Origin of the sequence: Xanthomonas bromi (genome assembly GCF_900092025.1) — a bacterium.
In the GTDB taxonomy this organism is placed as follows: domain Bacteria; phylum Pseudomonadota; class Gammaproteobacteria; order Xanthomonadales; family Xanthomonadaceae; genus Xanthomonas; species Xanthomonas bromi.
The window spans coordinates 74,953-96,854 of the sequence record NZ_FLTX01000005.1 but is presented as its reverse complement, the minus strand read 5'-3'; the positions used below and the strand labels follow the sequence as shown (position 1 = coordinate 96,854).

Genomic DNA, 21,902 nt, shown 5'->3' with positions numbered 1-21,902 from the left:
ATGGCTGTAACGCCCGCATCGCTGTGTTTGCTGCGCTTGTCCGCCCTGGGCGATGTCACGCATGTGGTGCCGCTGGTGCGCACGTTGCAGGCCGGGTTTCCGGCAAGCGAACTGCATTGGATCATCGACAAGGCCGGGCTGAAATTGCTCGACGGCCTGCCCGGCGTGCACTTCCATGCCTACGACAAACGCAGCGGCCTGGCCGGTATGCGGGCGCTGCGCCGATCGCTGGCCCCATTGGGGCGCTTCGAGGCCTTGCTGCAGATGCAGGTGGCCTTTCGCGCGAATGTGCTCTCCGCATTCGTGCCGGCGCGACGACGCATCGGCTACGACCGCAGCCGCTCCAAGGACCTGCATGGCCTGTTCGTCAACGAGCGCATCGCCGACCGTCCCGGCATCCATGTGCTCGACGCCATCGGCAGCTTTGCCGAGCCACTGGGCCTACGCCAGACCCAGGTGCGCTGGGACCTGCCGGTCCCCGATACGGCACACGCCTGGGCGCGCGCGCAATGGGACGACGATGGTCGCCCGGTGCTGATGATCTCGCCCTGCTCCAGCCACGTACGGCGCAACTGGTACACAGACCGGCATGCCGCGCTTGCCGATCATGCAGCGACCCAAGGCTGGCGTGTGGTGCTGTGCGGCGGCCGCAGCGACCTGGAGCGCAGCACCGCCGATGCCATCGTCGCGGCAGCACGCACGCCAGTGCTGGACCTGGTCGGTAAGGACACGCTCAAGCAGCTGCCTGCCCTGCTCGCCCGCGCGAACCTGGCGGTCACGCCGGATTCGGGCCCGATGCACATCGCCAACGCGATGGGCACCAAGGTGCTGGGCCTGCATGCGGCCAGCAACCCGCGGCGTAGCGGCCCGTATTCGGACGTGCGCTATTGCGTGGACCGCTACGACGCCGCCGCGCGTAAGTTCCTGCACAAACCGGCCGACCAGCTGAGCTGGGGAACGAAGATCGAATTCGACGAGGTGATGTCGCTGATCACCGTGGACGATGCGATCGCCGCCTTTGAGCGTTATCGCGCCGATCACGCGCGCTAGGGATTGAGAACTGCGACCATCGGCACACGGGAGATCACCCGAAAAATGCGCTAGCCCGGCGGCTCCTCGCACAGAGACAGGCAGATGCCGCCGATCAACTCAAACATCACAACCGCAGGCACCGCGCCAGCGGCCTAACGCAAGCCACCCTCACTCAGCGACCGCGCCTCCCACGCGGCCAGCGCGATCGGCCAATCGGCGCGCTCAGGCGCCGGTAGCGCGATAGTCCTGATAGGACTTTTCTTCCACGTACGAAGACCCCAGCGCCAGGTTGATCTCTTTCTTGAGACGCGCGCGCTCATCGTTTTCGATATACACGCTGCGCGCCAGCTGCACGAAGGTGTCGTCGAAGGTCTGCGCTTGTTCCTTGAGGCGGATGTCGTCCTCGATCACCCACAGCCGCTCATTGACGGCCTTGAGTTCGGCACGCAGGCGCACGATGTCGTGCCCGGCGGCCGGATGCGCCATCCAGCTGGTTTCCAGCGCAGATAGCTCATTGCGCACATTGGCCAGCTTGGCGGGGTCGCGCATGCGCTCGGACTTGATCTGCAGGATCGCGATCTTGTCGAGCAGTTCACCAAAGGACACGGGCACCAGGATCTCGGACATGACAGGCCTCCAACGGGAATCGAGCGGATTGTAGTCATCGCCGCAGGGGCGACTGCCACACATAAACAAAAGCCCCCTTGCGGGGGCTGATGCGAATCTGGCGACAGAGTGGATTCACTCGGCACTGCGTGCCTTCGCCCTGCGGGCGGCTTCGCCGTGCAGACAGCGATGCTGTCTGTCGAACCCGGGGCTTCTCACCCCCCAATGACGCCGGCAAAACGCGCGCGTCACTGGCACAACTTATCGCCTCAATCTGGCGGAGAGGGGGGGATTCGAACCCCCGAGGCGCTATAAACGCCTGCCTGATTTCGAGTCAGGTACATTCAACCGCTCTGCCACCTCTCCAGATGGTCCCCGGTGTCCCGGGGCCGTGCATCATACGGGCACACGGTCCCCGCCACAAGCGGCCCGGGCCGGCGCCAGCGGAGGCGCCCCTCGCCCAGGCGTGAACCGGCACTACGACGCCCGTGCGGGGTGTGTTGCCGCTAGCCGGCCAGGCCGCGATGATGGCCGCGCATCTTTTCCTTGGCGACCCGGCCCCATGCTCGAATTCGGACACCTTACCCACGTCGGTCTGCGCCGTGACCTCAACGAGGACACGTATTACGGCGACAGCGAGCTGGGATTGTGGCTGGTGGCCGACGGCATGGGCGGGCATGCCTGCGGAGAAGTGGCCAGCGCACTGGCGCGCGAAACCATCGTGCGTGAAATCCGCGCCGGCACCCCGCTGGCCCAGGCGGTGCGCATCGCCGACGAAGAGATCATCAAGACCTCGCGCCGCTGCAACGACACCTTGCCGATGGGCACCACGGTGGTCGCCGCGCGCGTGCTGGGCCAGCGTTTCGAAGTGGCCTGGGTCGGCGACAGCCGCGCCTACCTGTGGCGCGATGGCCGGCTGGCCCAGCTGAGCCAGGACCACAGCTATGTGCAGGAACTCATCGCTCAGGGAACGCTCACCAGCGAGCAGGCACGCGCACATCCGCATCGCAACGTGGTGACCCAGGCGTTGGGCGTGACCGACCCGGCGCATCTGAATGTCGCCACCATGCAGGGCGAACTCAAATCCGGCATGCAGCTATTGCTCTGCAGCGACGGCTTGACCGAAGAAGTGGACGATGCCGCCATCGCAGCCACCTTGTCGCAGGCCGATTGCAGTGCACAGGAATGCGTGGAATGCCTGGTCGCCGCAGCGCTGGATGGCGGCGGTTCCGACAACATCACCGCGATCCTGGTGCGCAGTTACTGACGTTGTGATCGGCGAACGACGTGAGCCGACAGGTGCGCAGCGGATGCACGCCCCCCTTGGCTAGTGTTTAGCCCGGCAGGACCGCTTGGTTTCTGCCGTTAAACGTCACACGCGTTTGCAACACCATGCCAATCGATCGAACGACAAGCGAGGTGACGCCTTGCGCGACCCTTCGCAGATCGCAACAGGCTGACGTGTTCTGCGCGCATGGTCATCGCCGAAAAAAGGCGACTCAGACACCTTGGCGCCGTCGCTGCTCTTCAACAACGGCGATGCATCTTGCGTCACACCTTATCCGGCAACAGCGACTTCCTCGACCGGCGGATCCCACAACGCCCGGCCGGCCTTTTTGCGTAGTTGCGCCAGGCGCGCCTCGTGCGCCTGCGCTTCGGAGGCGGTCACCGCGACGCGCGGACGCGGCAACAGCAGCGCCGGGTCGAACGCAATCATGCCGCTAGCAGTGTCGGTCTGCTGGCCGGCGTCAGCGCTGGCGAAACCGATTTCCTCCTGCCCCGAGGTCAGCGCGATATAGACATCGGCCAGGATCTGCGCATCGAGCAAGGCGCCGTGCAGCTGGCGATGCGAGTTATCCACGCCCAAGCGCTTGCACAAGGCATCCAACGAATTGCGCTGTCCCGGATAGCGCTCGCGCGCCATCATCAAGGTATCCACCACCGTGGCGCGCTCGACGATGCGCCCGTAGTTGTCGCCCAGCAGCGCCAGCTCGTTGTCCAGAAACCCCAGATCGAACGCGGCGTTGTGGATGATCAATTCCGCGCCGTCGATATAGGCGAGAAATTCGTCCACCACATCACCGAACAACGGTTTATCGGCCAGAAATTCCAGGGTCAGCCCGGTCACTTCCTGCGCACCGGGCTCGAAGTCGCAATCGGGCTTCAGATAGCGATGGAAATTATTGCCGCTCGGGCGCCGCTCCAGCAGCTCCACCGCACCGATTTCCACGACGCGGTTGCCCTTGCGCCATTCCAGGCCGGTGGTTTCGGTATCGAGAATGATTTGACGCATGTGTCCTCTTACGATGTTGCACGGCCATCGCGCTGGGCGGTGGCCTGATTGCGGGCGAGCACGTCGACGCGCTCGTTGTCCGGGTCGCCATTGTGGCCTTTCACCCAACGCCAATCGATGCTGTGGCGTTGCGTGGCCGCGTGCAGCCGCTCCCATAATTCCCTGTTCTTGACCGGATCGCCGCCGGCGGTTTTCCAGTTGCGCCGCACCCAGCCCGGCATCCACTCTGTGATGCCCTGGCGCACGTACTGCGAGTCGGTATGCAACACGATCTGGCACGGCTCGGTCAGCGTTTCCAGCGCCATGATGGCCGCCATCAGCTCCATGCGGTTGTTGGTAGATACCGCTTCACCGCCGGCCAGCTCCTTCTCGCGCCCGTTGTAACGCAACAAGGCCGCCCAACCACCCGGCCCAGGGTTGCCGAGGCAGGAGCCATCGGTATGCACTTCAATAGATTTCATCAGGTTCCAGGGTTGAACGTAAACAGGTCAGATCGTGGCCACCGGCTGCGGCCAGCGCGACGGCAGCGCAATCGGGGTCGGCGCGATCGGCGCGGAAGCGCGCTTTTCCACTTCCAGCAGATACACCGCACGCCAGGGCGCGCGACTGTGGTCGGACGATCCACGCCCGGTACGCCAGATCGGCCCGAGGTAACACTCAGTCTCCACGCCCTGCAGGCCGGCGCGCTGCGCCAGCACCCGCCAGCGATCCGGGCGCAGCGCCACCGGGCCGCAGCGTGCCCAACGGAAGCGATAGGGGCTCAATGGATTGAGGGTGAACAGCCACAGCCGGCCACCCGGCATCAACAGCCGCTCGCACTCAGCCAAAAAATCCGCCGCCCCGCCAACCACCGCATGCTGCACGATGATCGCCTGCAGGCTTTCGGTCGGCAGCGGCAACGGCATCGCGCAGCGCGCGTCGCCGGCGAAGCGCCCGGCACTGCGATGCAACCGCAGACCGCGACCTTGCAGCGCCTCGCGCGGCGGCAACTCGGTCGTCGGCGTCAGCCATAACCAGGGTTGCGACGGACGTGTCTGCAGCGCCTCCAACGCCAAACGACGCTCCAGCTGAAGCAGGCTGCGTCCCGCACCGGTTTCAAACCAGGATGAGACGCCAGCTTGACGGGAGAATGGCGTGGAAGGCATGGTCCCAATTCTATGCGACTGATCGCCCTGCCCGCATTCGACGACAATTACATCTGGGCATTGGTCGCCGCCGATGGCCGCGCCATCGTGGTCGATCCCGGGCAGGCCGAGCCGGTGATCGACGCTGCAGAACGCGACGAATGGGTCCCCAGCGCAATCTTGCTGACCCACCACCATGCCGACCACATCGGTGGCGTGGCGGCGCTGCAGGCGCGTTGGCCGCAGCTGGACCTATTCGGGCCCGCCGATGAGCGTATCTCAGCAGCAGCCCGTCAGGTGGGACAGGGCGAGCGCTTGCGCCTGCTCGGAGCCGCATTCGACGTGCTGGAGGTTCCCGGCCACACCCGGAGCCACATTGCCTTCGTCAGCGGAGGTCATCTGTTCAGCGGTGATACCCTGTTCAGCCTAGGCTGTGGGCGGATGTTCGAAGGTACCGCACCTCAGATGTTCGACTCGTTGCAGCGCCTGGCGTCCCTGCCTGGCGAAATGCTGGTGTGTTGCGGCCACGAATACACCCTGGCCAACGCGGCGTTTGCGCTGCACGTCGATCCCACCAACGCTGCCTTGCAGCGCCGTCAACAGGAAGCCCAGGCCATGCGTCACGCAGCCCGTCCTACCCTGCCGATTTCGCTCAAGAGTGAACTGGCCACCAATCCGTTCTTACGCACCGACCACCCCGAGATTCGCGCCGCAGCGGCATCGCACGCAACCGGTGCACTTTCCTCCGAAGTCGATGTTTTCGCCGAACTTCGGCGCTGGAAAGACGAATTTCGCGCATGAGGCGCCTGGTTTTAGCAGTACTGGCCGCCTGTTCGGCCATTGCACCGGCAGTCGCATCGCCTAACGACGCAGCAAGCTCTACAACCGTGGGCGCCGCCGCCGCGCAGACCAGCGCACCCGTCATCCGCAACGGTCGTGAGATTTTTTCGTCGTTCCTGGAGGGGCGCGCCGACCCGGGCTGCGACAGCGCACATAGCGACACCCGTTGGGAACAGCATTTTTCACGAGCCCCTTCGCGCCTGGCAGACGATGCCCAGGACGTCTTGCCGCTGTTCGGTTACGTGGTCGATGAGTTGCGCAAAGCCGACATGCCGACCGAATTCGCGCTGATTCCGTTCGTGGAAAGTGGTTACCGTCCCGGCGCACGCAACGGCAGCGGCCCCGCTGGCCTGTGGCAATTTGTCGCCACCACCGCGCGCAATCACCGGGTGCCGGTCGGCGCGCAGTACGACGGGCGCTTGTCCGCAGTGGACTCCACGACGGCGGCGGTGCGCTATCTCAAAACGCTTTACGGCATGTTCGGCGGCGACTGGCGACTGGCGCTCATGGCCTACAACGCCGGCGAGTACCGCGTGCTGCAGGCAATGCGCAGTGCCGGGATGAACGCACAGAACGCGCGCCCGTCAGAATTACCGGGCATGTCCAAGGTCACCTACGACTACGTTGAAAAACTGCACGCCCTGGCCTGCGTGCTCAATCATGCGCAGCAGCAGGGTAACTTGCTCACCTCGCTGGATCGCCCGGTACCGGTCCTCACCGAACATGCGCTGCCGGCGGGCACCAGCCTCAACGCCTGGGCCGGGCAGCGTGCGATCGAGCCGCAGCTACTCGCCCGCCTGAATCCCGCTCTTGCCGGCGCACGCACCGCACCGCGCGGCGTGCACGTGCTTGCGCCGATTGCGCCGGCGCAACCCGGTTCCAATGGCGCCGTGGTCGCAGCCGCCGATACGGGAAGTGGCGCCGACAGCAACGATGGCGCACCGACCGTCGTCGCCAGGTCAGCCAGCAAAGCCTCGACCTCGCCAACACGCACCCACACCGTGCGCGATGGCGAATCGGCCTGGGCAATTGCCCGCCGCTATGGCGTGACCGTCACGACGCTGCTCGCCAGCAACGGTCTGGACAAGAGCGCTATCCTGAAGCCTGGCATGGTGCTGTCGTTCGACGACACGCCTTGACGCACTGAGGTGTGTGCCGAGCCCCGCGTGCCGCCGTAATGCACTGCGAACAGGCATTTAGCGGTGCGCTCCCGTCGAATAGTGGAGCTACGCTCACCAAACGCGCCTTATTGCTCAAGTCGCTTGGATCCTGAGAGGTGGGTGACCGAAATGTATTGGAGCACGAAGGGCGCAGTTAGGTGCCGTCACACCTATTTAGCGCTTACCACGCGTCACTCCCCATAACGGACCTGGCCGTTGCACCTGCAAGCCGAGCTTCGGCAAAAAAAAGCCTGCACATTCTGACCCAGCGTGAGCCATGACGTTAACGACGCTTCCTGCCGAGTCAATCATGCATCACCCTCCCGCTGATCCAGTGTTGGCAGGTCACCAGCAGGACACCGCGCGTGCACCTTCAGCATCCCTTCCCCGCGCGTCGTCGCAGCGTCGGGCGTCAGCAGCTAGTAGCTGACAATGGTTAGGCGACCGCGCTGACAGTCCAGCGATGGGCAAGCCAAAAGCGCAACTGCCGTCAGCCGGCAAAAGCAGGCACACAGCGACGGCAACACGATACGTGCCGGATGTCGGATTGACGCCCACGACCTATCTTCTCCACAACAAGCACCCACAGAAAAAGCCCGGTTACCCGGGCTTTTTCTGTCACCAATCGCTTATCCAGCCTTACAGCTGGGCTTCTTCGATCTGGATCTTGTAACGCTTGCGCATTTCCTTGACGTACGCCTGCGCGGCGTTGTTTCCGTCGATCTGGCTCAGCTGTTCGCGCAACATCGTCTGCTGCTCGGCCGGCATCTGCTTCAAATCGCCCGGAGTGGCCTTGCTGATGACGAAGACAGCAAAGCGCCCGCCGTCCAGTTCCACCTTGCCAACCGACGGCTTCCCTTCGGTCGGTCGCGGTGCGCTGAAAATCGTACGGTTCGCAGCCGGCGTCGGGATTGGTGCCGTCCGCGGCAGTCCCGGGATCGGCTGCACCTGAAGCTTCTCGCTTGCAGCCAGCGCCTGAAGCGTTTCGCCCTTCTGCACGCGTGCCAACAGGGCATCTGCAGCAGCGGCGGCGGCCTTCCCGGCACGGTCCGCACGGATCGCCGCCGTCACCTTGTCGCGCACCTTGTCCAAGGGCAAGGCCTGTTCGGCAGTGTGACTGGTCACACGCAACACCACGCTATGGTTCGGTGCGATGGTGATTGGATCGCTCACCGTCCCGTCCTGCACCAGCGTTTCGGAAAACGCCGCACGCAGCACGGCCGGATTGGCGGCAACGCCGCTGGCATCGCTGCGCGAGAACGGCCCCAACGTCTGCACCGGCAGGCCGACCTGCTTGGCCGCCGGCTCCAGTGCGGTCGGGTTCTTGTACACCTGGTCTACCAGCTTGCCGCTGACATCGGCAAATGCCTTGTCGGCATCGGCCCTGAGCTGCTCGGCGGCCAGCTGGTCGCGCACTTGCTCGAACGCCTTGCCCTGCCCCCCCTTGACCTCACGCAGCCGGATCACGTGGTAGCCGAACTCGCTCTTGATCGGGCCCACCACATCGCCAGCCTTCATCGAGAACAGTGCGTCCTCGAACGGCTTGACCATCGTGCCCTTCTCGACCCAACCCAGATCGCCACCGGCATCCTTGGAGCCGGGATCCTGGGAATTTGCCTTCGCCAATGCAGCAAAGTCGGCGCCCGGCTGCTTGGCCTCTGCGGCGAGCTTTGCGGCCTTCGCCTCGGCAGCCTTCTGCGCCGCCGCATCGCTACCGGTACTGATCAGGATATGCGACGCAAGACGCTGTTCCGGCTCGACGAAGCGTGCCTTCTCGTCTTCATAGCGCTTGCGCAATGTGGCCTCGTCCGCAGCGGTTGCCGGCGGCATCTTGGCGGCATTGAGCTCCACATATTCGATGGCGACGGTTTCCGGCTGACGGAAATCCTGCGTATGCCCGTCGTACCACTGCTTGATCTGCGCGTCGCTCACCGGCGCAGTATCTGCGGCCGGTGGCGGCAGCATGGCCAGCTGCACGTCGCGCGTTTCGCCCATCAGCTTGAGCAGACGCTCGAACTCTGACTTGGTGGCGAAGCCCGATTCGGCAATGGCCTGCGGAATCACCGACTGTTGCAGGCTATCGCGCACCAATGCGTCGAACTGGGCCGGCGTCCGCGGCGGTGTGCCTTGCGCAAGCGCGGCGCGGTACTGGTCGGGACTGAACTTGCCATCGACCTGAAACGCCTGGATGCTGCCGATGTAATCGCGCACGGTGGTATCGCCAATGACGATTCCGGCATCTTCCGCGCCCAGTCGCACCACCTGTTCGTCGACCAGCTGGTCGAGCACCTGCAGCTTGTTTTCGCGGGATTCGAATGTCCGCGGATCGAATTTGTCGCCCTGACGCTGACGCTCCTGCATACGCGCCTGCTCGAAACGCGCGCGGAAATCCTGCGTGCTGATTTCATGGTGCTGCCACAGCAGCGAGACCGGCCACCACGACGGTGCCGATTTCCACCAATTCGGCGGCGCCTGCACCTTGGCCACGTTGTTGGCGCCAATGCCGCCGAGGTAGCTGTTGTCGATGACGAACAGGAACGGAATCATCAGCAACCCCAGGATGGCGGTAGCGATCCAGCCTGACGTCTTGTCGCGAAGTTTCTGCAGCATTGGCAAATCACGGCCTGTGGGCGAGCCGCGCAGTGTAACGCGCTTGACGCCAAGCACCCAGCCCAATGCCCGCTACCACGGTGTCGTTGCACAGCAACAGGCGTCAAGGGTGAACGCCGCCAGCGTGTGCTTGGTATCGAAAGCCCCCGAACGCGCAGCGACAGGATGCGTGACACTCCATCAAACTGCCGATGGAAGGACCCGCAGCAATGAATCAAAGCCAAAAAAAAGCCCCCGGCACAAGGCCGAGGGCTTTGATATAACTGGCGGAGCGGACGGGACTCGAACCCGCGACCTCCGGCGTGACAGGCCAGCATTCTAACCAGCTGAACTACCGCTCCGCTTTAAACTTGGACATCTTCCTCTGCTCCATTCGCAACGCGAATGTCGTGGAGAAAACAAAGCCCCCAATTGCTCAGGGGCTTCGGTGTAACTGGCGGAGCGGACGGGACTCGAACCCGCGACCTCCGGCGTGACAGGCCAGCATTCTAACCAGCTGAACTACCGCTCCGCGCTTGAAACGTTTGCCTGGTGCTTAATGGTGGGTGCTGAGGGTTTCGAACCCCCGACCCTCTCCGTGTAAGGGAGACGCTCTACCGCTGAGCTAAGCACCCTAGCGAGTCGGTTAGTTTACTGCATCCTTCAGGGCTTTACCAGCCTTGAATGCAGGATTCTTCGAAGCGGCGATCTTGATGCTGTCGCCGGTCTTCGGATTGCGGCCGGTACGCTCAGCGCGCTCGCGGACCTGGAAGGTGCCGAAGCCAACGAGGGTGACGGCGTCGCCCTTCTTCAGCGCCTTGGTGATTTCGCTCACAACCGCGTCGACAGCACGGCCAGCTTCAGCCTTGGAGATGTCAGCAGCAGCGGCAACGCCATCGATCAATTCGGTTTTATTCATTCTTGAAACTCCCTTTGCGGCAGATGCCGCGGAATCGACAATCGGCGCTCTTGCCGTTAGCGAAGAACCCGACACAAGTGGTATCGCGTGACGCATCACATTTTGCCGCGCCCACGAGTCGTGCAGTTATACCAGCGCCCCCAACTGCACGCAAGCCAAAACCCAATAACGACGCGGGTTTTGGCTTGTTTTACCAGGATCCAGACAGCCCCCGTTAGTGCTTGACGCGGGTGCCCGGTGTGCTACGCGACTTGCCGCGCACGGCGACGCGCGACGCTGTCTTGCGCGCTTTTTCCTTGCTGGCCTTCTTCGGCGCCAGCGGACGCTCCAGTGCCAGGTCGAGCACCTCGTCGATCCACTTCACCGGCACGATCTTCAGGTCGCGGGTGACGTTGGCCGGAATGTCGGCAAGGTCCTTGCGGTTCTCGTCGGGGATCAACACGGTGCGAATGCCGCCGCGCAGGGCAGCCAGCAACTTCTCCTTCAATCCGCCGATCGCAGAGACCCGCCCACGCAGGGTGATCTCGCCGGTCATCGCCACATCGGCACGGATCGGCACGCGGGTCAACACCGATACCAGCGAGGTCACCATCGCGATACCTGCGCTGGGGCCGTCCTTCGGCGTGGCGCCATCGGGCACGTGCACATGCACGTCCTGCTTCTGCAGGAAATCCACATCGATGCCGAGACGCTCGGCGCGCGAACGCACCACCGACAACGCGGCCGATGCCGATTCCTTCATGACATTGCCGAGCTGACCGGTGAGGATCAGATTGCCCTTACCCGGCACCAGCGTGGATTCGACCTGCAGCAACTCGCCGCCGACTTCGGTCCAGGCCAGACCGGTGACCAGACCGATTTCGTTTTCTTCCTCGGCGCGGCCGAAATCGAAGCGACGCACGCCCAGATACTTGTCCAGATTCTTCGCGTTGACGGTCACCAGCGCCTTCGGCTTACCCTTCTTGGCCACCAGCTTCTTGGTCGCCGGCTGCGGACCTGCGAGCGCGATTTCCTTGACCACCTTGCGGCAGATCTTGGCGACTTCGCGTTCGAGGTTACGCACCCCCGATTCGCGCGTGTAATACCGCACGATGTCCTGGATCGCGTCGCTGCCGATTTCGATCTCTTCCGGCTTCAAACCGTTGGCCTTGATCTGCTTGGGCACCAAGTAGCGCATCGCGATGTTGAGCTTCTCGTCCTCGGTGTAACCGGGGATACGGATCACTTCCATGCGGTCCAGCAGCGGGCCGGGGATATTGAGCGAGTTGGAGGTGGCGACGAACATCACCTCCGACAGATCCAGATCCACTTCCAGATAGTGATCGTTGAAGGAACTGTTCTGCTCGGGGTCGAGCACCTCCAGCAACGCCGACGACGGGTCACCGCGGAAGTCCATCGACATCTTGTCGATCTCGTCCAGCAGGAACAGCGGATTCTTGCTGCCGACCTTGTTGAGGTTCTGCACCAGGCGACCCGGCATCGAACCGACATAGGTACGGCGGTGGCCCCGAATTTCGGCCTCGTCGCGGATGCCGCCCAGGCTCATGCGCACGAACTTGCGGTTGGTCGCCTTGGCGATCGACTGCCCGAGCGAAGTCTTGCCCACGCCCGGCGGGCCGACCAGGCACAGGATCGGGCCCTTCATCTGCTTCACCCGCGACTGCACCGCCAAGTATTCAAGGATGCGCTCCTTGACCTTGTCCAACCCGTAGTGATCGGCGTCCAGGGTGTCTTCGGCCACCTTCAGATCCTTGCGGACCTTGGTGCGCTTTTTCCACGGCACGCCTAGCAGCCAATCCAGATAGTTGCGCACCACCGCCGCCTCGGCAGACATCGGCGACATCTGCTTGAGCTTGTTGAGCTCGGCCTTGGCCTTGGTCTCGACCGGCTTGGGCATGCCGGACTCGGCGATCTTGCGCGCCAACTCTTCCAGCTCGCCCGGCGCGTCATCCAGATCGCCCAGCTCCTTCTGGATGGCCTTCATCTGCTCGTTGAGGTAGTACTCGCGCTGGCTCTTTTCCATCTGCGACTTGACGCGGCCGCGGATGCGCTTTTCCAGCTGCTGCACGTCGATTTCGCCGTCCACCAGACCGACCAGCAATTCCAGCCGCTCGCCGATGTCGGTGATTTCCAACAGGCGCTGCTTGTCGGCCAGGCGCACGCCGATGTGGGCGGCGATGGTGTCGGCCAGGCGACCCGGCTCGTCGATGCCGGCCAGGGTTTGCAGCAACTCCGGCGGCAGCTTGCGATTGGTCTTGACGTACTGTTCGAACAGCGACATCAACGAACGGGCGATCGCTTCCACTTCGCGTGGCTCGCGCGCATCGCTGGCGTCCACTTCGGCGCCCTGCCCCTGCAAAGCGCCGTCCTGCTCGACCACCTTGTCGACGGTGACCCGCGACAGGCCCTCGACCAACACCTTGATGGTGCCATCGGGCAATTTGAGCAGTTGCAGCACCTGCGCCAGGGTGCCGACGGTATACAGATCAGCCGACGCAGGGTCGTCGGTCTCAGCCGATTTCTGCGCCACCAGCAGGATGCGCTTGTCCGCCTCCATGGCCTTTTCCAGCGCGCGCATCGACTTGTCGCGGCCGACGAACAGCGGGATCACCATGTGCGGAAACACCACCACGTCGCGCAGCGGCAACACTGGCAGATCGAGAACTTCTGGTTGGGACTGGGCCATGGGGCGCTCCGCAGGAAGTGGGAATTTAAGGCGTAAAAAAAGCCGATGGCTCCGTTATGGGGCCATCGGCTGGACGTTGCAAGTAGCGGTCGGAAACCCTTTATCCGCCAGCGAGGACACTGCCTGGCCGGCCGGCTGGCAGGGCTCAGTCCCCGGACGCGGCCTTGGCCGGTGCCGGTTGCGCCTGATAGATCAGATACGGCTCGGATTTGTGCTCGATGACCGACTCGTCCACCACCACCTTGCTGACATTTTCCTGCGACGGCAGCTCGTACATGGTGTCCAGCAGCACCGATTCGACGATGGTGCGCAGGCCACGTGCACCGGTCTTGCGCTTGAGCGCCTTCTTGGCGATCGCCGACAAGGCGTCCGCGCGGAACTCCAGCTCCACGCCTTCCATATCGAACAGCTTCTTGAACTGCTTGGTGATGGCGTTCTTCGGCTCGGTCAGGATCTTGATCAGCGCCGGCTCGTCGAGTTCCTCGAGCGTGGCGACCACGGGCAGGCGGCCGACGAACTCCGGGATCAGGCCGAACTTGATCAGATCTTCCGGCTCGACTTCAGCCAGGATCTTGCCGACTTCCTGCTTACGCTCGCTACTCTTGACCTTGGCACCAAAACCAATGCCGCCGGCATCGTTGGAACGCTGCTGGATCACCTTGTCCAGACCGGCGAACGCGCCGCCGCAGATGAACAGGATGTTCTTGGTGTCGACCTGCAGGAATTCCTGCTGCGGATGCTTGCGGCCGCCCTGCGGCGGAACCGATGCCACCGTGCCTTCGATCAGCTTCAACAGCGCCTGCTGCACGCCCTCGCCGGACACGTCGCGGGTGATCGATGGGTTCTCGCTCTTGCGCGAGATCTTGTCGATTTCGTCGATGTAGACAATGCCCTGCTGCGCTTTCTCGACGTCGTAGTCGCACTTCTGCAGCAGCTTCTGGATGATGTTTTCCACGTCCTCGCCGACATAGCCGGCTTCGGTCAGCGTGGTGGCATCGGCGATCGTGAACGGCACATTGAGCAGGCGCGCCAGCGTTTCGGCCAGCAGCGTCTTGCCCGAACCGGTCGGACCGACCAGCAGGATGTTGGATTTGGCGAGTTCGACGTCGTCGTTCTTGCTGCGGCTCTCGATGCGCTTGTAGTGGTTGTAGACCGCCACGGCGAGCGTGCGCTTGGCGCGCAGCTGCCCGATCACGTATTGATCGAGCACTTCGAGGATCTCGCGCGGCTTGGGCAGGCTGGAACGGGCCGACTGCGCCTTTTCTTCGAGTTCTTCGCGAATGATGTCGTTGCACAGCTCAACGCACTCATCGCAGATGAATACGCTGGGACCGGCAATCAGCTTGCGGACTTCATGCTGACTCTTACCGCAGAAGGAGCAGTAGAGAATCTTGTTGCTGTCGCCGGAACGACCTTGGCGGTCTTCGCTCATGCTTCTGTTACCCAGTTACCCCACCCGATGCACGGGGGTTCGATTTCGAGAATAGCACAGGGTCGGGAGGAGGTTCGCCCCACCCGACCCTGCCGGATTTTCCTGCAATTTCAGCGACCTGGCGATCAAGACGGCTGGATCGACTCTTCCGGACGACGCTCCAGCACCTGATCCACCAGCCCATAGGCTTGCGCATCGACCGCGCTCTTGAAGTTGTCGCGCTCGGTGTCGCGCGCAATGGTCTCAAGGGATTGGCCGGTGTGCTTGGCCAGGATCTCGTTCAGGCGCGAGCGCAAGGTCAGGATTTCGCGCGCATGGATGTCGATATCGGTCGCCTGGCCCTGGAAGCCGCCCAGCGGCTGATGGATCATCACGCGCGAATTCGGCAGCGCATAACGCTTGCCGGCGGCACCGGAGGCCAACAGCAGCGCGCCCATCGAGGCAGCCTGGCCGACGCAGATGGTGCTCACGTCCGGCTTGATGTACTGCATGGTGTCGTATATCGCCATGCCGGCCGTGACCACGCCGCCGGGCGAGTTGATGTAGATGCTGATGTCCTTTTCCGGGTTATCCGCTTCCAGGAACAGCAGCTGGGCCACGATGACGTTGGCCATATGGTCGTCGATGGGACCGACCAGGAAGATCAGACGCTCCTTCAGCAGACGCGAGTAGATGTCGTACGCACGCTCGCCACGACTGGTCTGCTCGACCACCATGGGCACCAGGTTCAGGGCTTTGGTCACAATGCTCATCAGTCTTCCTGTTGTGGCAACGGCCTGTGCCGATGCCCGTGTTCGACATCCGCGCCCCGGACTGCAGGCGCGGCTCTTCTCTTACTGTAGGGTCAGACGCGGATGGCGTCCTGGAACGATAGCGACTGCTCGGTGTGCTGGGCGCGCTCGGCGATCCAGTCGATCACCTGCTCTTCCATCACACGGCTCTGCAATCCATTCATCAGTTGGGGATCGTTGCGGTACATCTCAATGACCTGTTCCGGCTCTTCGTAGGTCGAAGCGATCAGACGCAGCGTTTCGCTGACGCGCTTGGATTCCAGGCGCAGCTCGTTGCGACGGGCCACTTCACCGACCAGCAGACCGACCAGCACGCGCTTGGCGGCGGCGTCCATGAACCCCTGATGCGCATCGGCCGGCACCTGGCCCGGATCGCGGCCGCTGCGGCGGACCTGCTCGACCTGCTGGGCCAGCATCGAACGGGCTTCGTTCTCAACCAGGCGCGGCGGCATTTCGACATGCGCGTAGGCGGCGATCAGCTGCTCGCCCACTTCGCGGCGCAGACGATTCATCAGCGCACCCTTGAGCTCGCGCTCCAGGTTGGTGCGGATGTCGGCGCGGAACTGCTCGGCATCGCCACTCTTCACGCCGAAGCTCTTGATGAACTCCTTGTCCACGACCGGCAATACCGGCTCGGACACTTCAACTGCCTTCACGTGCACCTGCACAGTCTTGCCCGCCAGTTGCGGCACGCGCCACTCGGCCGGGAAATCGACGGTCAGAGCCTTCTCTTCGCCCTTGGTCAGGCCTTCCAGACCCTTTTCGATCTGGTCGAACATCACGCCCGAGCCCAGCACGCTGCTGCCGGTCTCGACGCCTTCGGCGGGCAGACGCTCGTCGCCGGCCTGCGACCAGGTCTCCAGCGCCACCAGATCGCCGACCTGCGCGCCGCGCTCGACCGGGTTCCAGGTGCGGCGCTGCAGACGCAGATTTTCGATCATCTGGTCGATATCGGCATCGGTCACTTCGGCAGTGGCACGCACCACCGAGAGCTTGGTCACGTCAATGTCGCCGAAGTCCGGCACGACTTCGAAGGTCGCGACGAAGTCGAAATCGGTCTCGCCTTGGTCGATACGCGGGTTGCCGGCCAGACGCAGCGAATGCTCGCGCACCGCCGAATCGAAGGTCTCACGCAGCAGGCCTTCCATCGCCTCGGCACGCACCTGCTGACCGAAGCGCTGCTCGATGACCTTGGTCGGCACCTTGCCGGGACGGAAGCCCTTGATGCGCGTGGTCCGCGCCAGTTCGCGCAGGCGGCCACCGACATGGGTCTCCAGACGCTCCTGTGGCAGGGTGAAGGTCAGGCGGCGTTCCAGATTGCCGGTGGATTCGATCGATGCTTGCATGTTGACTCCTGCCACCGACAGCGCACAGCGTCGGCACGAGATGGAAGATGCGGGTTGACGGATGGCGAGAATGCCGCCGAGCCTTGTAGTTTCGCCGATAACGGTGGCGGCTACCAGCGGGACGCGCGCAATAACGTCCGCAGCGTGAAGCCGGCTTGCAGAAGCTGCAGCGGCCGGAGCACTCACGGCCGCACTGCATTGGTGCGAAAGGGGGGACTCGAACCCCCACGCCTTGCGGCGTCAGAACCTAAATCTGGTGCGTCTACCAATTCCGCCACTTTCGCAATGCCGCAGATGCCGCAGATGCCGCAGATGCCGCAGATGCCGCAGATGCCCAGGTATTGTTGCAGGGATGCCCGCAAAGAAAAAGCGTTGCAATTGGCTGTTGCGTATCACCAGGGTGGCGGAGCTTCCTACGACGGCGCTGCTTCACCAGCGGATTGGAGACTCCACGCCGTGCGAGAGCGTGAAGAATGAACCCTCCGGCTGAATCCAGACCAAGCTCTTACTTTCTGGATGGACATCTCAGCAGAAGGATTTGCGAAAATTCCGTTAATTTCAGTTGAGGGGCAGCAGTCGCGATGAGAGACCGATATCGCCAGATCGTGGCACTGTCGCGCGATTGCATCAAAGAAATCGATCTTGAGGGGCGGATTACGTCGGTCAACGTCAATGGGCTGGCCGGACTTGGCGCCACATCTGCAGATCAAGTGATCGCCCGACCCTGGCGCGAGCTCTGGCCGAGCGAAGCCGCCAACGCGGTGGATGTGGCCATGGCCGAGTCGGCGAAAGGCGCAATCCATGAATTTGAAGCCATCTGCGTGAACCTGGCCGGCGTGCGCCAGACCTGGCAGGTCGTCACCAGCCCGTTGTTCGACGAGCAAGGCAACGTCGAGGCGGTCTTGGCGGTCAGCAGGAACGTCCCCGACCGCCGCGCGCTGGAGTCAGCCTTTCATACCCTGGACAGCACCCTGGTGGCAGAGCGCGCCTTTTCCACCAGCGCCCTGATGCTGGCGCGCGCACGCGAACATTCTCTGTCGACCGAGCTGCACAGCTTGCGCGACCTGCGTGAGCGCATCGAAGGCGATCTGGACATTGCGCGCGCCGCACAGGACGCCGCCGAAAAGATCTCCGAGCAGGCGCAGAAAGGCGAAGCGGTGGGACAACTGCTGGCCGGGGTGGTCCATGATTTGAACAACGTGCTGCAGGCAGCCACATCGGCGATCGACCTGGTCGTGCAGCGTGCGCAGATCGACAGGCACGACGCCAAGCTGCTAAGTGTGGCCGATGCCGCACTTCAGCACGGCTCGGTGATGGCGCAGCGCCTGGTTGGTTTCTCGCGCCAATACCCCTACAGCCCCGAAGCGGTGGACCTGGCCGAACTGGCAGAACAGCTCGGTCCGCTGCTGGAACAGGTTGTCGGCGCAGAGCTGCGCTTGCAGCTTCGCACCGCAGAGGGCGGATGTTGCGCCATGGTCGACCGTCACACCGTGGAGCGCGCCATCCTGAATCTGGTGATCAATGCGCGCGATGCCTGCGCCAGCGGCGACACTATCAGCGTGGAAACCGGCGAAACCTTCGTCAACGAAGAAGACGCGCAGCTGACAAAACCGGCAGGGCATTACATGACCATCGCCGTCGCCGATACCGGGCACGGCATGGACAGCACGGTACAGGCGCGCTTGTTCGAGGCTTACTTCACCACCAAGCACGCGGATAAGGGCGCCGGCCTGGGATTGGCGCAGGTCTATAGCGCGGTGCGCCAGGCGGGAGGCTTTGTGGGAGTCACCTCGGGCCCGGGCCAGGGCGCACGCTTCGTGCTGGCATTTCCGCGCCTGCAGCAAAGCTAGACGGTTGCGTTGGTGGCCTTGCGTAAGTGTGCGTGACATGGCTGATTTCTGCACTGCTCGCAGATTGCGCAAGGCATGCAGCACGATGGCCTGACTATCCGTCGTGACGTGGCGCCGAAATGGCGCAACGTGGTGCTCTTGGCGTGACTGGTGATCTGGTCAGAATTGGAACCGTGCCAATGCCTGCGAGAAGCGCGCGTAGAACAAGCATTCCGGCGTAGATACTTGCCTGAGAAATGCTTGAGAAAGCCATCTGCGCGAGACCATGTCCACGCATCTGCGATGCAGGCGATATCGCCACACTGCAGCGACATCGCAACACAGATCTATCGCTGGCCTGACTCGTCTACAGCAAGCACAACGCGCGCCCTTCTGTTTTGAATGCCGGAAAAAAGAAAAGCACCTAGACAGTTGCCTAAGTGCTTTTATTTGGTGGGCCGTCAAGGATTCGAACCTTGGACCTATTGATTAAGAGTCAACTGCTCTACCAACTGAGCTAACGGCCCTGAAACTGGTCGCACATTGTATGCGCATTTTTGCTTGGTTGCAACACCCGGTGATACATCGGGTCGAACATTCCAACAATCGCGTGTGATCAGTGGGGTGGCTGAGGGGACTCGAACCCCCGACATCTGGAATCACAATCCAGTACTCTAACCAGCTGAGCTACAGCCACCACTGAAAACCTGCTTCCTACCGTACCGCCGATGGCGCGCCCGACAGGACTCGAACCTGTAACCGCCGGCTTAGAAGGCCGGTGCTCTATCCGGTTGAGCTACGGGCGCCCGGACCGAACTTCGCATTCCCACGCCGCTAGGAGCTCGGAATGGTCGGGGTAGAGGGATTCGAACCCCCGACATCCTGCTCCCAAAGCAGGCGCGCTACCAGACTGCGCTATACCCCGGCGGGACCTTTCAATCCCGAAGGCTGGAAAGGTCGGCTATTTTGGGAACGATTGGACGCGCTGTCAATCATTCTGTGTAAATCGGGCGATCAGCTATCCTCGCAACAACGCTCGCCAGTACGGTGAGCACAACTTTCATGGAGAACACGCATGCGTAGCGGTAACCCGGCTCTTCGGGAATCCACATTCCTCGACTCTGGCTCCGGCTCGGTGGTCACCCGCGACGGTCAGGCGATGACCCTCAACGGCACGGTCAACAAGACCGGTGCGCTGTTGCTGATGGCGGTGGTCACGGCCGCTTTCGCTTGGTCGCAATCGATCGGTGCCGACGGTATGCCACTACCTGCCGCGCGCCTGTACATGATCGCCGGTGCGATCGGTGGCTTGGTGTTCGCACTGGCCACCAGCTTCAAGCCCACCTGGGCACCGGTCACTGCGCCGCTGTATGCGTTGGTGGAAGGCTTCTTCCTCGGGTCGATCTCGGCGGTCTATGAGGCACGTTTCAACGGCATCGTGTTCCAGGCGGTGCTGCTGACCTTCGGTACGATGTTCGCGCTGCTGTTCGCCTATCGCAGCGGCATGATCAAGGCCACCGAGAACTTCAAGCTTGGCGTGGTCGCGGCCACCGGCGGTATCGCGCTGGTGTATCTGGCCACCATCGTGCTGGGCTTCTTTGACGTGCGCATCCCCTTCATCCACGATTCGGGCCTGATCGGCATCGGTTTCAGCCTGTTCGTGGTGGTGGTGGCGGCCTTGAACCTGGTGCTGGACTTCGACTTCATCGAAAGCGGCGTCGAACAGGGCGCTCCCAAGCACATGGAGTGGTACGGCGCGTTCGGCCTGATGGTGACGTTGGTGTGGCTGTACATCGAGTTCCTGCGTTTGCTGTCGAAGCTGCAGTCGCGCAATTAAGCGGGGAATCGGGATTGGGGAATCGCAAGAGCAGTCCCCCGGCCATCCGGATTTTGAGCAAAAGAAAAGGGCGCCTAGGCGCCCTTTTCTTTTTGTGCGATCAACCAGTGTGCTCAAAGACGGCTGGCGATGGCCTTGGCGAAGCCCATGGTGTTGCCGGTGCCGCCCAGGTCGGGAGTCAGCGAGTCCTTGGCTTCCAGGGTAGCCACGATGGCTTCGCGCAGGCGCTCGGCGTTCTGCGGCTGGCCGATGTGGTCCAGCATCTGCGCGGCGCCCAGCAGCAGTGCGCACGGGTTGGCCTTGCCCTGCCCTGCGATGTCCGGCGCCGAGCCGTGCACGGCTTCGAAGATCGCCGCGTCCAGACCGATGTTGGCACCCGGAGCCAATCCCAGGCCGCCGACCAGACCAGCGCACAGGTCGGAGATGATGTCGCCGAACAGGTTGGTGGTCACGATGATGTCGAACTGCTCCGGACGCATCACCAGCTGCATGCAGGTGTTGTCGACGATCATTTCCTGGAATTCGATTTCCGGGTATTGCGCGGCGACATCGCGCGCAACTTTCAGGAACAGGCCCGAGGTCGACTTGATGATGTTGGCCTTGTGCACCGCAGTGACCTTCTTGCGGCCGGTGGCGCGTGCCAGGTCGAAGGCGTAGCGCACGATGCGCTCGGAGCCCTTGCGGGTGATCCGGGTGCCGGAGAACGCGGTCTCGCCATCCTCGGACACGGTCTGGCCTTCGCTCAGGTAGGCGCCTTCGGTGTTCTCGCGCACCGTGATCAGGTCCACGCCGTCGGCGAAACGCGACTTGGTGTTCGGGAACGACTTGGCCGGACGCACGTTGGCGTACAGGTCGAACTTGCGACGCATGGCGACGTTGATCGAACTGAAGCCCTCGCCGACCGGTGTGGTCAGCGGGCTTTTCAGCGCCACCTTGTTCTTGGTGATCGAGGCCAGGGTGGACTCGGGCAGCAGATCGCCGTGCTTTTCCAGCGCGACCAGGCCGGCGTCGGCGTACTCGTAGGTCAGGCCAGCTTGCAGCGCGTCGAGCACGAACAGCGTGGCATCCATGATCTCCGGGCCAATACCGTCGCCGCGGATGACCGTGATTGTCTGCGTCATAACGTTGGGTTTCCGAACTTGAGGGGGGAGCGCCAGCCGTCAACCCGGCAGATCGGCGCAATGAGGTTTCACCGGGAATTATGCCCGATGCCGGTGAAGGCGCCCAAACCGACCTTGGTCTAAGGGCCACCATCAAACGACTGCGCGGCCAGGCTACCGCAGCCGGTGCTCGGAATCGGCATGTGTCCGTCCTCCGTGCACTGCGGTTCCTGCGTGCCGCCCACACCGCCTGACGACTGCCCGCTATGTCTTGGTAACCCTCCAAGAGCCCCCGGCGCCCAAACGAAACGCGCCGCC

The 21,902-nt window shown here is 63.0% G+C and carries 17 protein-coding genes, 9 tRNA genes and 1 other RNA gene; 7 read left to right on the top strand and 20 right to left on the bottom strand.

The genetic code is table 11. The features are described from left to right. On the top strand, nucleotides 1-1,050 hold the full coding sequence (locus tag XBLMG947_RS01935; RefSeq protein WP_065466131.1) for a glycosyltransferase family 9 protein: 1,050 nt from the start codon (nucleotides 1-3) through the stop codon (nucleotides 1,048-1,050). Nucleotides 1,051-1,254: 204 nt separating this feature from the next. Here XBLMG947_RS01935 and XBLMG947_RS01930 read toward each other — a convergent pair whose 3' ends face one another. After that, entirely contained in the window at nucleotides 1,255-1,659 is a 405-nt protein-coding gene (locus XBLMG947_RS01930; protein ID WP_065466130.1) for a DUF6165 family protein, read from the bottom strand. A 254-nt stretch (nucleotides 1,660-1,913) separates the two neighbouring features. Next, nucleotides 1,914-2,004: transfer RNA gene (locus XBLMG947_RS01925), tRNA-Ser, on the bottom strand. Between the two features lie 196 nt (nucleotides 2,005-2,200). On the opposite strand from XBLMG947_RS01925, the gene XBLMG947_RS01920 reads away from it, so the two are divergent. After that, nucleotides 2,201-2,905, top strand: coding sequence for a PP2C family protein-serine/threonine phosphatase (locus tag XBLMG947_RS01920; RefSeq protein WP_019302615.1), 705 nt, complete (start codon nucleotides 2,201-2,203; stop codon nucleotides 2,903-2,905). 291 nt (nucleotides 2,906-3,196) lie between these two features. Here the strand turns inward: XBLMG947_RS01920 and dnaQ are convergent, their stop codons facing one another. From dnaQ to XBLMG947_RS01905, 3 genes are read right to left on the bottom strand one after another with little or no spacing between them, the layout of a single operon-like run. Next, nucleotides 3,197-3,931, bottom strand: coding sequence for a DNA polymerase III subunit epsilon (dnaQ, locus tag XBLMG947_RS01915; protein WP_065466129.1), 735 nt, complete (start codon nucleotides 3,929-3,931; stop codon nucleotides 3,197-3,199). A gap of 8 nt (nucleotides 3,932-3,939) precedes the next feature. Next, the gene (rnhA, locus tag XBLMG947_RS01910; RefSeq protein WP_065466128.1) at nucleotides 3,940-4,392 is read right to left on the bottom strand and encodes a ribonuclease HI; all 453 of its coding nucleotides are present in this window, start codon (nucleotides 4,390-4,392) and stop codon (nucleotides 3,940-3,942) included. A gap of 27 nt (nucleotides 4,393-4,419) precedes the next feature. After that, complete coding sequence (locus XBLMG947_RS01905) at nucleotides 4,420-5,076, bottom strand: hypothetical protein (protein ID WP_065466127.1); 657 nt, start codon at nucleotides 5,074-5,076, stop codon at nucleotides 4,420-4,422. 12 nt (nucleotides 5,077-5,088) lie between these two features. On the opposite strand from XBLMG947_RS01905, the gene gloB reads away from it, so the two are divergent. Both gloB and XBLMG947_RS01895 read left to right on the top strand, forming a co-directional pair. Beyond that, nucleotides 5,089-5,856, top strand: coding sequence for a hydroxyacylglutathione hydrolase (gene gloB / locus XBLMG947_RS01900; RefSeq protein WP_065466126.1), 768 nt, complete (start codon nucleotides 5,089-5,091; stop codon nucleotides 5,854-5,856). Beyond that, complete coding sequence (locus XBLMG947_RS01895; protein ID WP_065466125.1) at nucleotides 5,853-7,034, top strand: transglycosylase SLT domain-containing protein; 1,182 nt, start codon at nucleotides 5,853-5,855, stop codon at nucleotides 7,032-7,034. The genes gloB and XBLMG947_RS01895 overlap by 4 nt, the downstream gene beginning before the upstream one ends. 660 nt (nucleotides 7,035-7,694) lie before the next feature. Here the strand turns inward: XBLMG947_RS01895 and XBLMG947_RS01890 are convergent. The 10 genes from XBLMG947_RS01890 to XBLMG947_RS01845 all read right to left on the bottom strand — a co-directional run bounded on the left by XBLMG947_RS01890 (nucleotide 7,695) and on the right by XBLMG947_RS01845 (nucleotide 17,102). Then, nucleotides 7,695-9,665: a peptidyl-prolyl cis-trans isomerase gene (locus tag XBLMG947_RS01890; RefSeq protein WP_065466124.1), complete on the bottom strand. Its 1,971-nt coding sequence runs from the start codon at nucleotides 9,663-9,665 to the stop codon at nucleotides 7,695-7,697. A gap of 264 nt (nucleotides 9,666-9,929) precedes the next feature. Beyond that, nucleotides 9,930-10,006 (bottom strand) — tRNA-Asp (locus XBLMG947_RS01885). Nucleotides 10,007-10,099: 93 nt separating this feature from the next. After that, nucleotides 10,100-10,176, bottom strand: a tRNA-Asp gene (locus tag XBLMG947_RS01880). A 28-nt stretch (nucleotides 10,177-10,204) separates the two neighbouring features. After that, nucleotides 10,205-10,279: transfer RNA gene (locus XBLMG947_RS01875), tRNA-Val, on the bottom strand. Nucleotides 10,280-10,290: 11 nt separating this feature from the next. Next, nucleotides 10,291-10,563 carry an HU family DNA-binding protein gene (locus tag XBLMG947_RS01870; RefSeq protein WP_002806049.1) on the bottom strand — a complete coding sequence of 91 codons (273 nt, stop codon included), beginning with the start codon at nucleotides 10,561-10,563 and terminating at the stop codon, nucleotides 10,291-10,293. 214 nt (nucleotides 10,564-10,777) lie between these two features. Further along, nucleotides 10,778-13,249, bottom strand: coding sequence for an endopeptidase La (lon, locus tag XBLMG947_RS01865; RefSeq protein ID WP_065466123.1), 2,472 nt, complete (start codon nucleotides 13,247-13,249; stop codon nucleotides 10,778-10,780). A gap of 145 nt (nucleotides 13,250-13,394) precedes the next feature. Beyond that, nucleotides 13,395-14,681: an ATP-dependent Clp protease ATP-binding subunit ClpX gene (gene clpX, locus XBLMG947_RS01860; RefSeq protein WP_011257881.1), complete on the bottom strand. Its 1,287-nt coding sequence runs from the start codon at nucleotides 14,679-14,681 to the stop codon at nucleotides 13,395-13,397. 125 nt (nucleotides 14,682-14,806) lie between these two features. Further along, nucleotides 14,807-15,433 (bottom strand): ATP-dependent Clp endopeptidase proteolytic subunit ClpP, encoded by a 627-nt coding sequence (gene clpP, locus XBLMG947_RS01855; RefSeq protein ID WP_002806026.1) that lies wholly within the window; start codon nucleotides 15,431-15,433, stop codon nucleotides 14,807-14,809. 92 nt (nucleotides 15,434-15,525) lie between these two features. Next, nucleotides 15,526-16,818, bottom strand: coding sequence for a trigger factor (gene tig, locus XBLMG947_RS01850; protein WP_065466122.1), 1,293 nt, complete (start codon nucleotides 16,816-16,818; stop codon nucleotides 15,526-15,528). Between the two features lie 199 nt (nucleotides 16,819-17,017). Then, a tRNA-Leu gene (locus tag XBLMG947_RS01845) sits at nucleotides 17,018-17,102 on the bottom strand. Between the two features lie 297 nt (nucleotides 17,103-17,399). On the opposite strand from XBLMG947_RS01845, the gene XBLMG947_RS01840 reads away from it, so the two are divergent. Then, nucleotides 17,400-18,668 carry a two-component system sensor histidine kinase NtrB gene (locus XBLMG947_RS01840; RefSeq protein ID WP_065466121.1) on the top strand — a complete coding sequence of 423 codons (1,269 nt, stop codon included), beginning with the start codon at nucleotides 17,400-17,402 and terminating at the stop codon, nucleotides 18,666-18,668. Nucleotides 18,669-19,098: 430 nt separating this feature from the next. Here the strand turns inward: XBLMG947_RS01840 and XBLMG947_RS01835 are convergent. The 4 genes from XBLMG947_RS01835 to XBLMG947_RS01820 all read right to left on the bottom strand — a co-directional run bounded on the left by XBLMG947_RS01835 (nucleotide 19,099) and on the right by XBLMG947_RS01820 (nucleotide 19,572). Then, nucleotides 19,099-19,174 (bottom strand) — tRNA-Lys (locus XBLMG947_RS01835). A 93-nt stretch (nucleotides 19,175-19,267) separates the two neighbouring features. Beyond that, nucleotides 19,268-19,344, bottom strand: a tRNA-His gene (locus XBLMG947_RS01830). A gap of 32 nt (nucleotides 19,345-19,376) precedes the next feature. Continuing rightward, nucleotides 19,377-19,453 (bottom strand) — tRNA-Arg (locus XBLMG947_RS01825). 42 nt (nucleotides 19,454-19,495) lie between these two features. Beyond that, a tRNA-Pro gene (locus XBLMG947_RS01820) sits at nucleotides 19,496-19,572 on the bottom strand. Nucleotides 19,573-19,722: 150 nt separating this feature from the next. On the opposite strand from XBLMG947_RS01820, the gene XBLMG947_RS01815 reads away from it, so the two are divergent. Continuing rightward, on the top strand, nucleotides 19,723-20,484 hold the full coding sequence (locus tag XBLMG947_RS01815; protein WP_065466120.1) for a Bax inhibitor-1/YccA family protein: 762 nt from the start codon (nucleotides 19,723-19,725) through the stop codon (nucleotides 20,482-20,484). A gap of 113 nt (nucleotides 20,485-20,597) precedes the next feature. On the opposite strand, the gene XBLMG947_RS01810 is transcribed toward XBLMG947_RS01815, so the two are convergent. Beyond that, nucleotides 20,598-21,605, bottom strand: coding sequence for an isocitrate dehydrogenase (locus XBLMG947_RS01810; RefSeq protein WP_010368534.1), 1,008 nt, complete (start codon nucleotides 21,603-21,605; stop codon nucleotides 20,598-20,600). Between the two features lie 180 nt (nucleotides 21,606-21,785). Here XBLMG947_RS01810 and XBLMG947_RS01805 point away from each other — a divergent pair. Then, a non-coding RNA gene (locus tag XBLMG947_RS01805) (sX9 sRNA) lies at nucleotides 21,786-21,864 on the top strand. Nucleotides 21,865-21,902: the final 38 nt, after the last annotated feature.

Bases quoted from the DNA above. Each gene is read 5' to 3' on its own strand.
- tig (WP_065466122.1), bottom strand. From the start codon at position 16,818: ATGCAAGCATCGATCGAATCCACCGGCAATCTGGAACGCCGCCTGACC.
- XBLMG947_RS01815 (WP_065466120.1), top strand. From the start codon at position 19,723: ATGCGTAGCGGTAACCCGGCTCTTCGGGAATCCACATTCCTCGACTCT.
- XBLMG947_RS01935 (WP_065466131.1), top strand. From the start codon at position 1: ATGGCTGTAACGCCCGCATCGCTGTGTTTGCTGCGCTTGTCCGCCCTG.
- XBLMG947_RS01810 (WP_010368534.1), bottom strand. From the start codon at position 21,605: ATGACGCAGACAATCACGGTCATCCGCGGCGACGGTATTGGCCCGGAG.
- rnhA (WP_065466128.1), bottom strand. From the start codon at position 4,392: ATGAAATCTATTGAAGTGCATACCGATGGCTCCTGCCTCGGCAACCCT.
- XBLMG947_RS01905 (WP_065466127.1), bottom strand. From the start codon at position 5,076: ATGCCTTCCACGCCATTCTCCCGTCAAGCTGGCGTCTCATCCTGGTTT.
- XBLMG947_RS01895 (WP_065466125.1), top strand. From the start codon at position 5,853: ATGAGGCGCCTGGTTTTAGCAGTACTGGCCGCCTGTTCGGCCATTGCA.
- lon (WP_065466123.1), bottom strand. From the start codon at position 13,249: ATGGCCCAGTCCCAACCAGAAGTTCTCGATCTGCCAGTGTTGCCGCTG.
- XBLMG947_RS01920 (WP_019302615.1), top strand. From the start codon at position 2,201: ATGCTCGAATTCGGACACCTTACCCACGTCGGTCTGCGCCGTGACCTC.
- dnaQ (WP_065466129.1), bottom strand. From the start codon at position 3,931: ATGCGTCAAATCATTCTCGATACCGAAACCACCGGCCTGGAATGGCGC.
- XBLMG947_RS01890 (WP_065466124.1), bottom strand. From the start codon at position 9,665: ATGCTGCAGAAACTTCGCGACAAGACGTCAGGCTGGATCGCTACCGCC.
- XBLMG947_RS01870 (WP_002806049.1), bottom strand. From the start codon at position 10,563: ATGAATAAAACCGAATTGATCGATGGCGTTGCCGCTGCTGCTGACATC.
- clpP (WP_002806026.1), bottom strand. From the start codon at position 15,433: ATGAGCATTGTGACCAAAGCCCTGAACCTGGTGCCCATGGTGGTCGAG.
- XBLMG947_RS01930 (WP_065466130.1), bottom strand. From the start codon at position 1,659: ATGTCCGAGATCCTGGTGCCCGTGTCCTTTGGTGAACTGCTCGACAAG.
- XBLMG947_RS01840 (WP_065466121.1), top strand. From the start codon at position 17,400: ATGAGAGACCGATATCGCCAGATCGTGGCACTGTCGCGCGATTGCATC.
- gloB (WP_065466126.1), top strand. From the start codon at position 5,089: ATGCGACTGATCGCCCTGCCCGCATTCGACGACAATTACATCTGGGCA.
- clpX (WP_011257881.1), bottom strand. From the start codon at position 14,681: ATGAGCGAAGACCGCCAAGGTCGTTCCGGCGACAGCAACAAGATTCTC.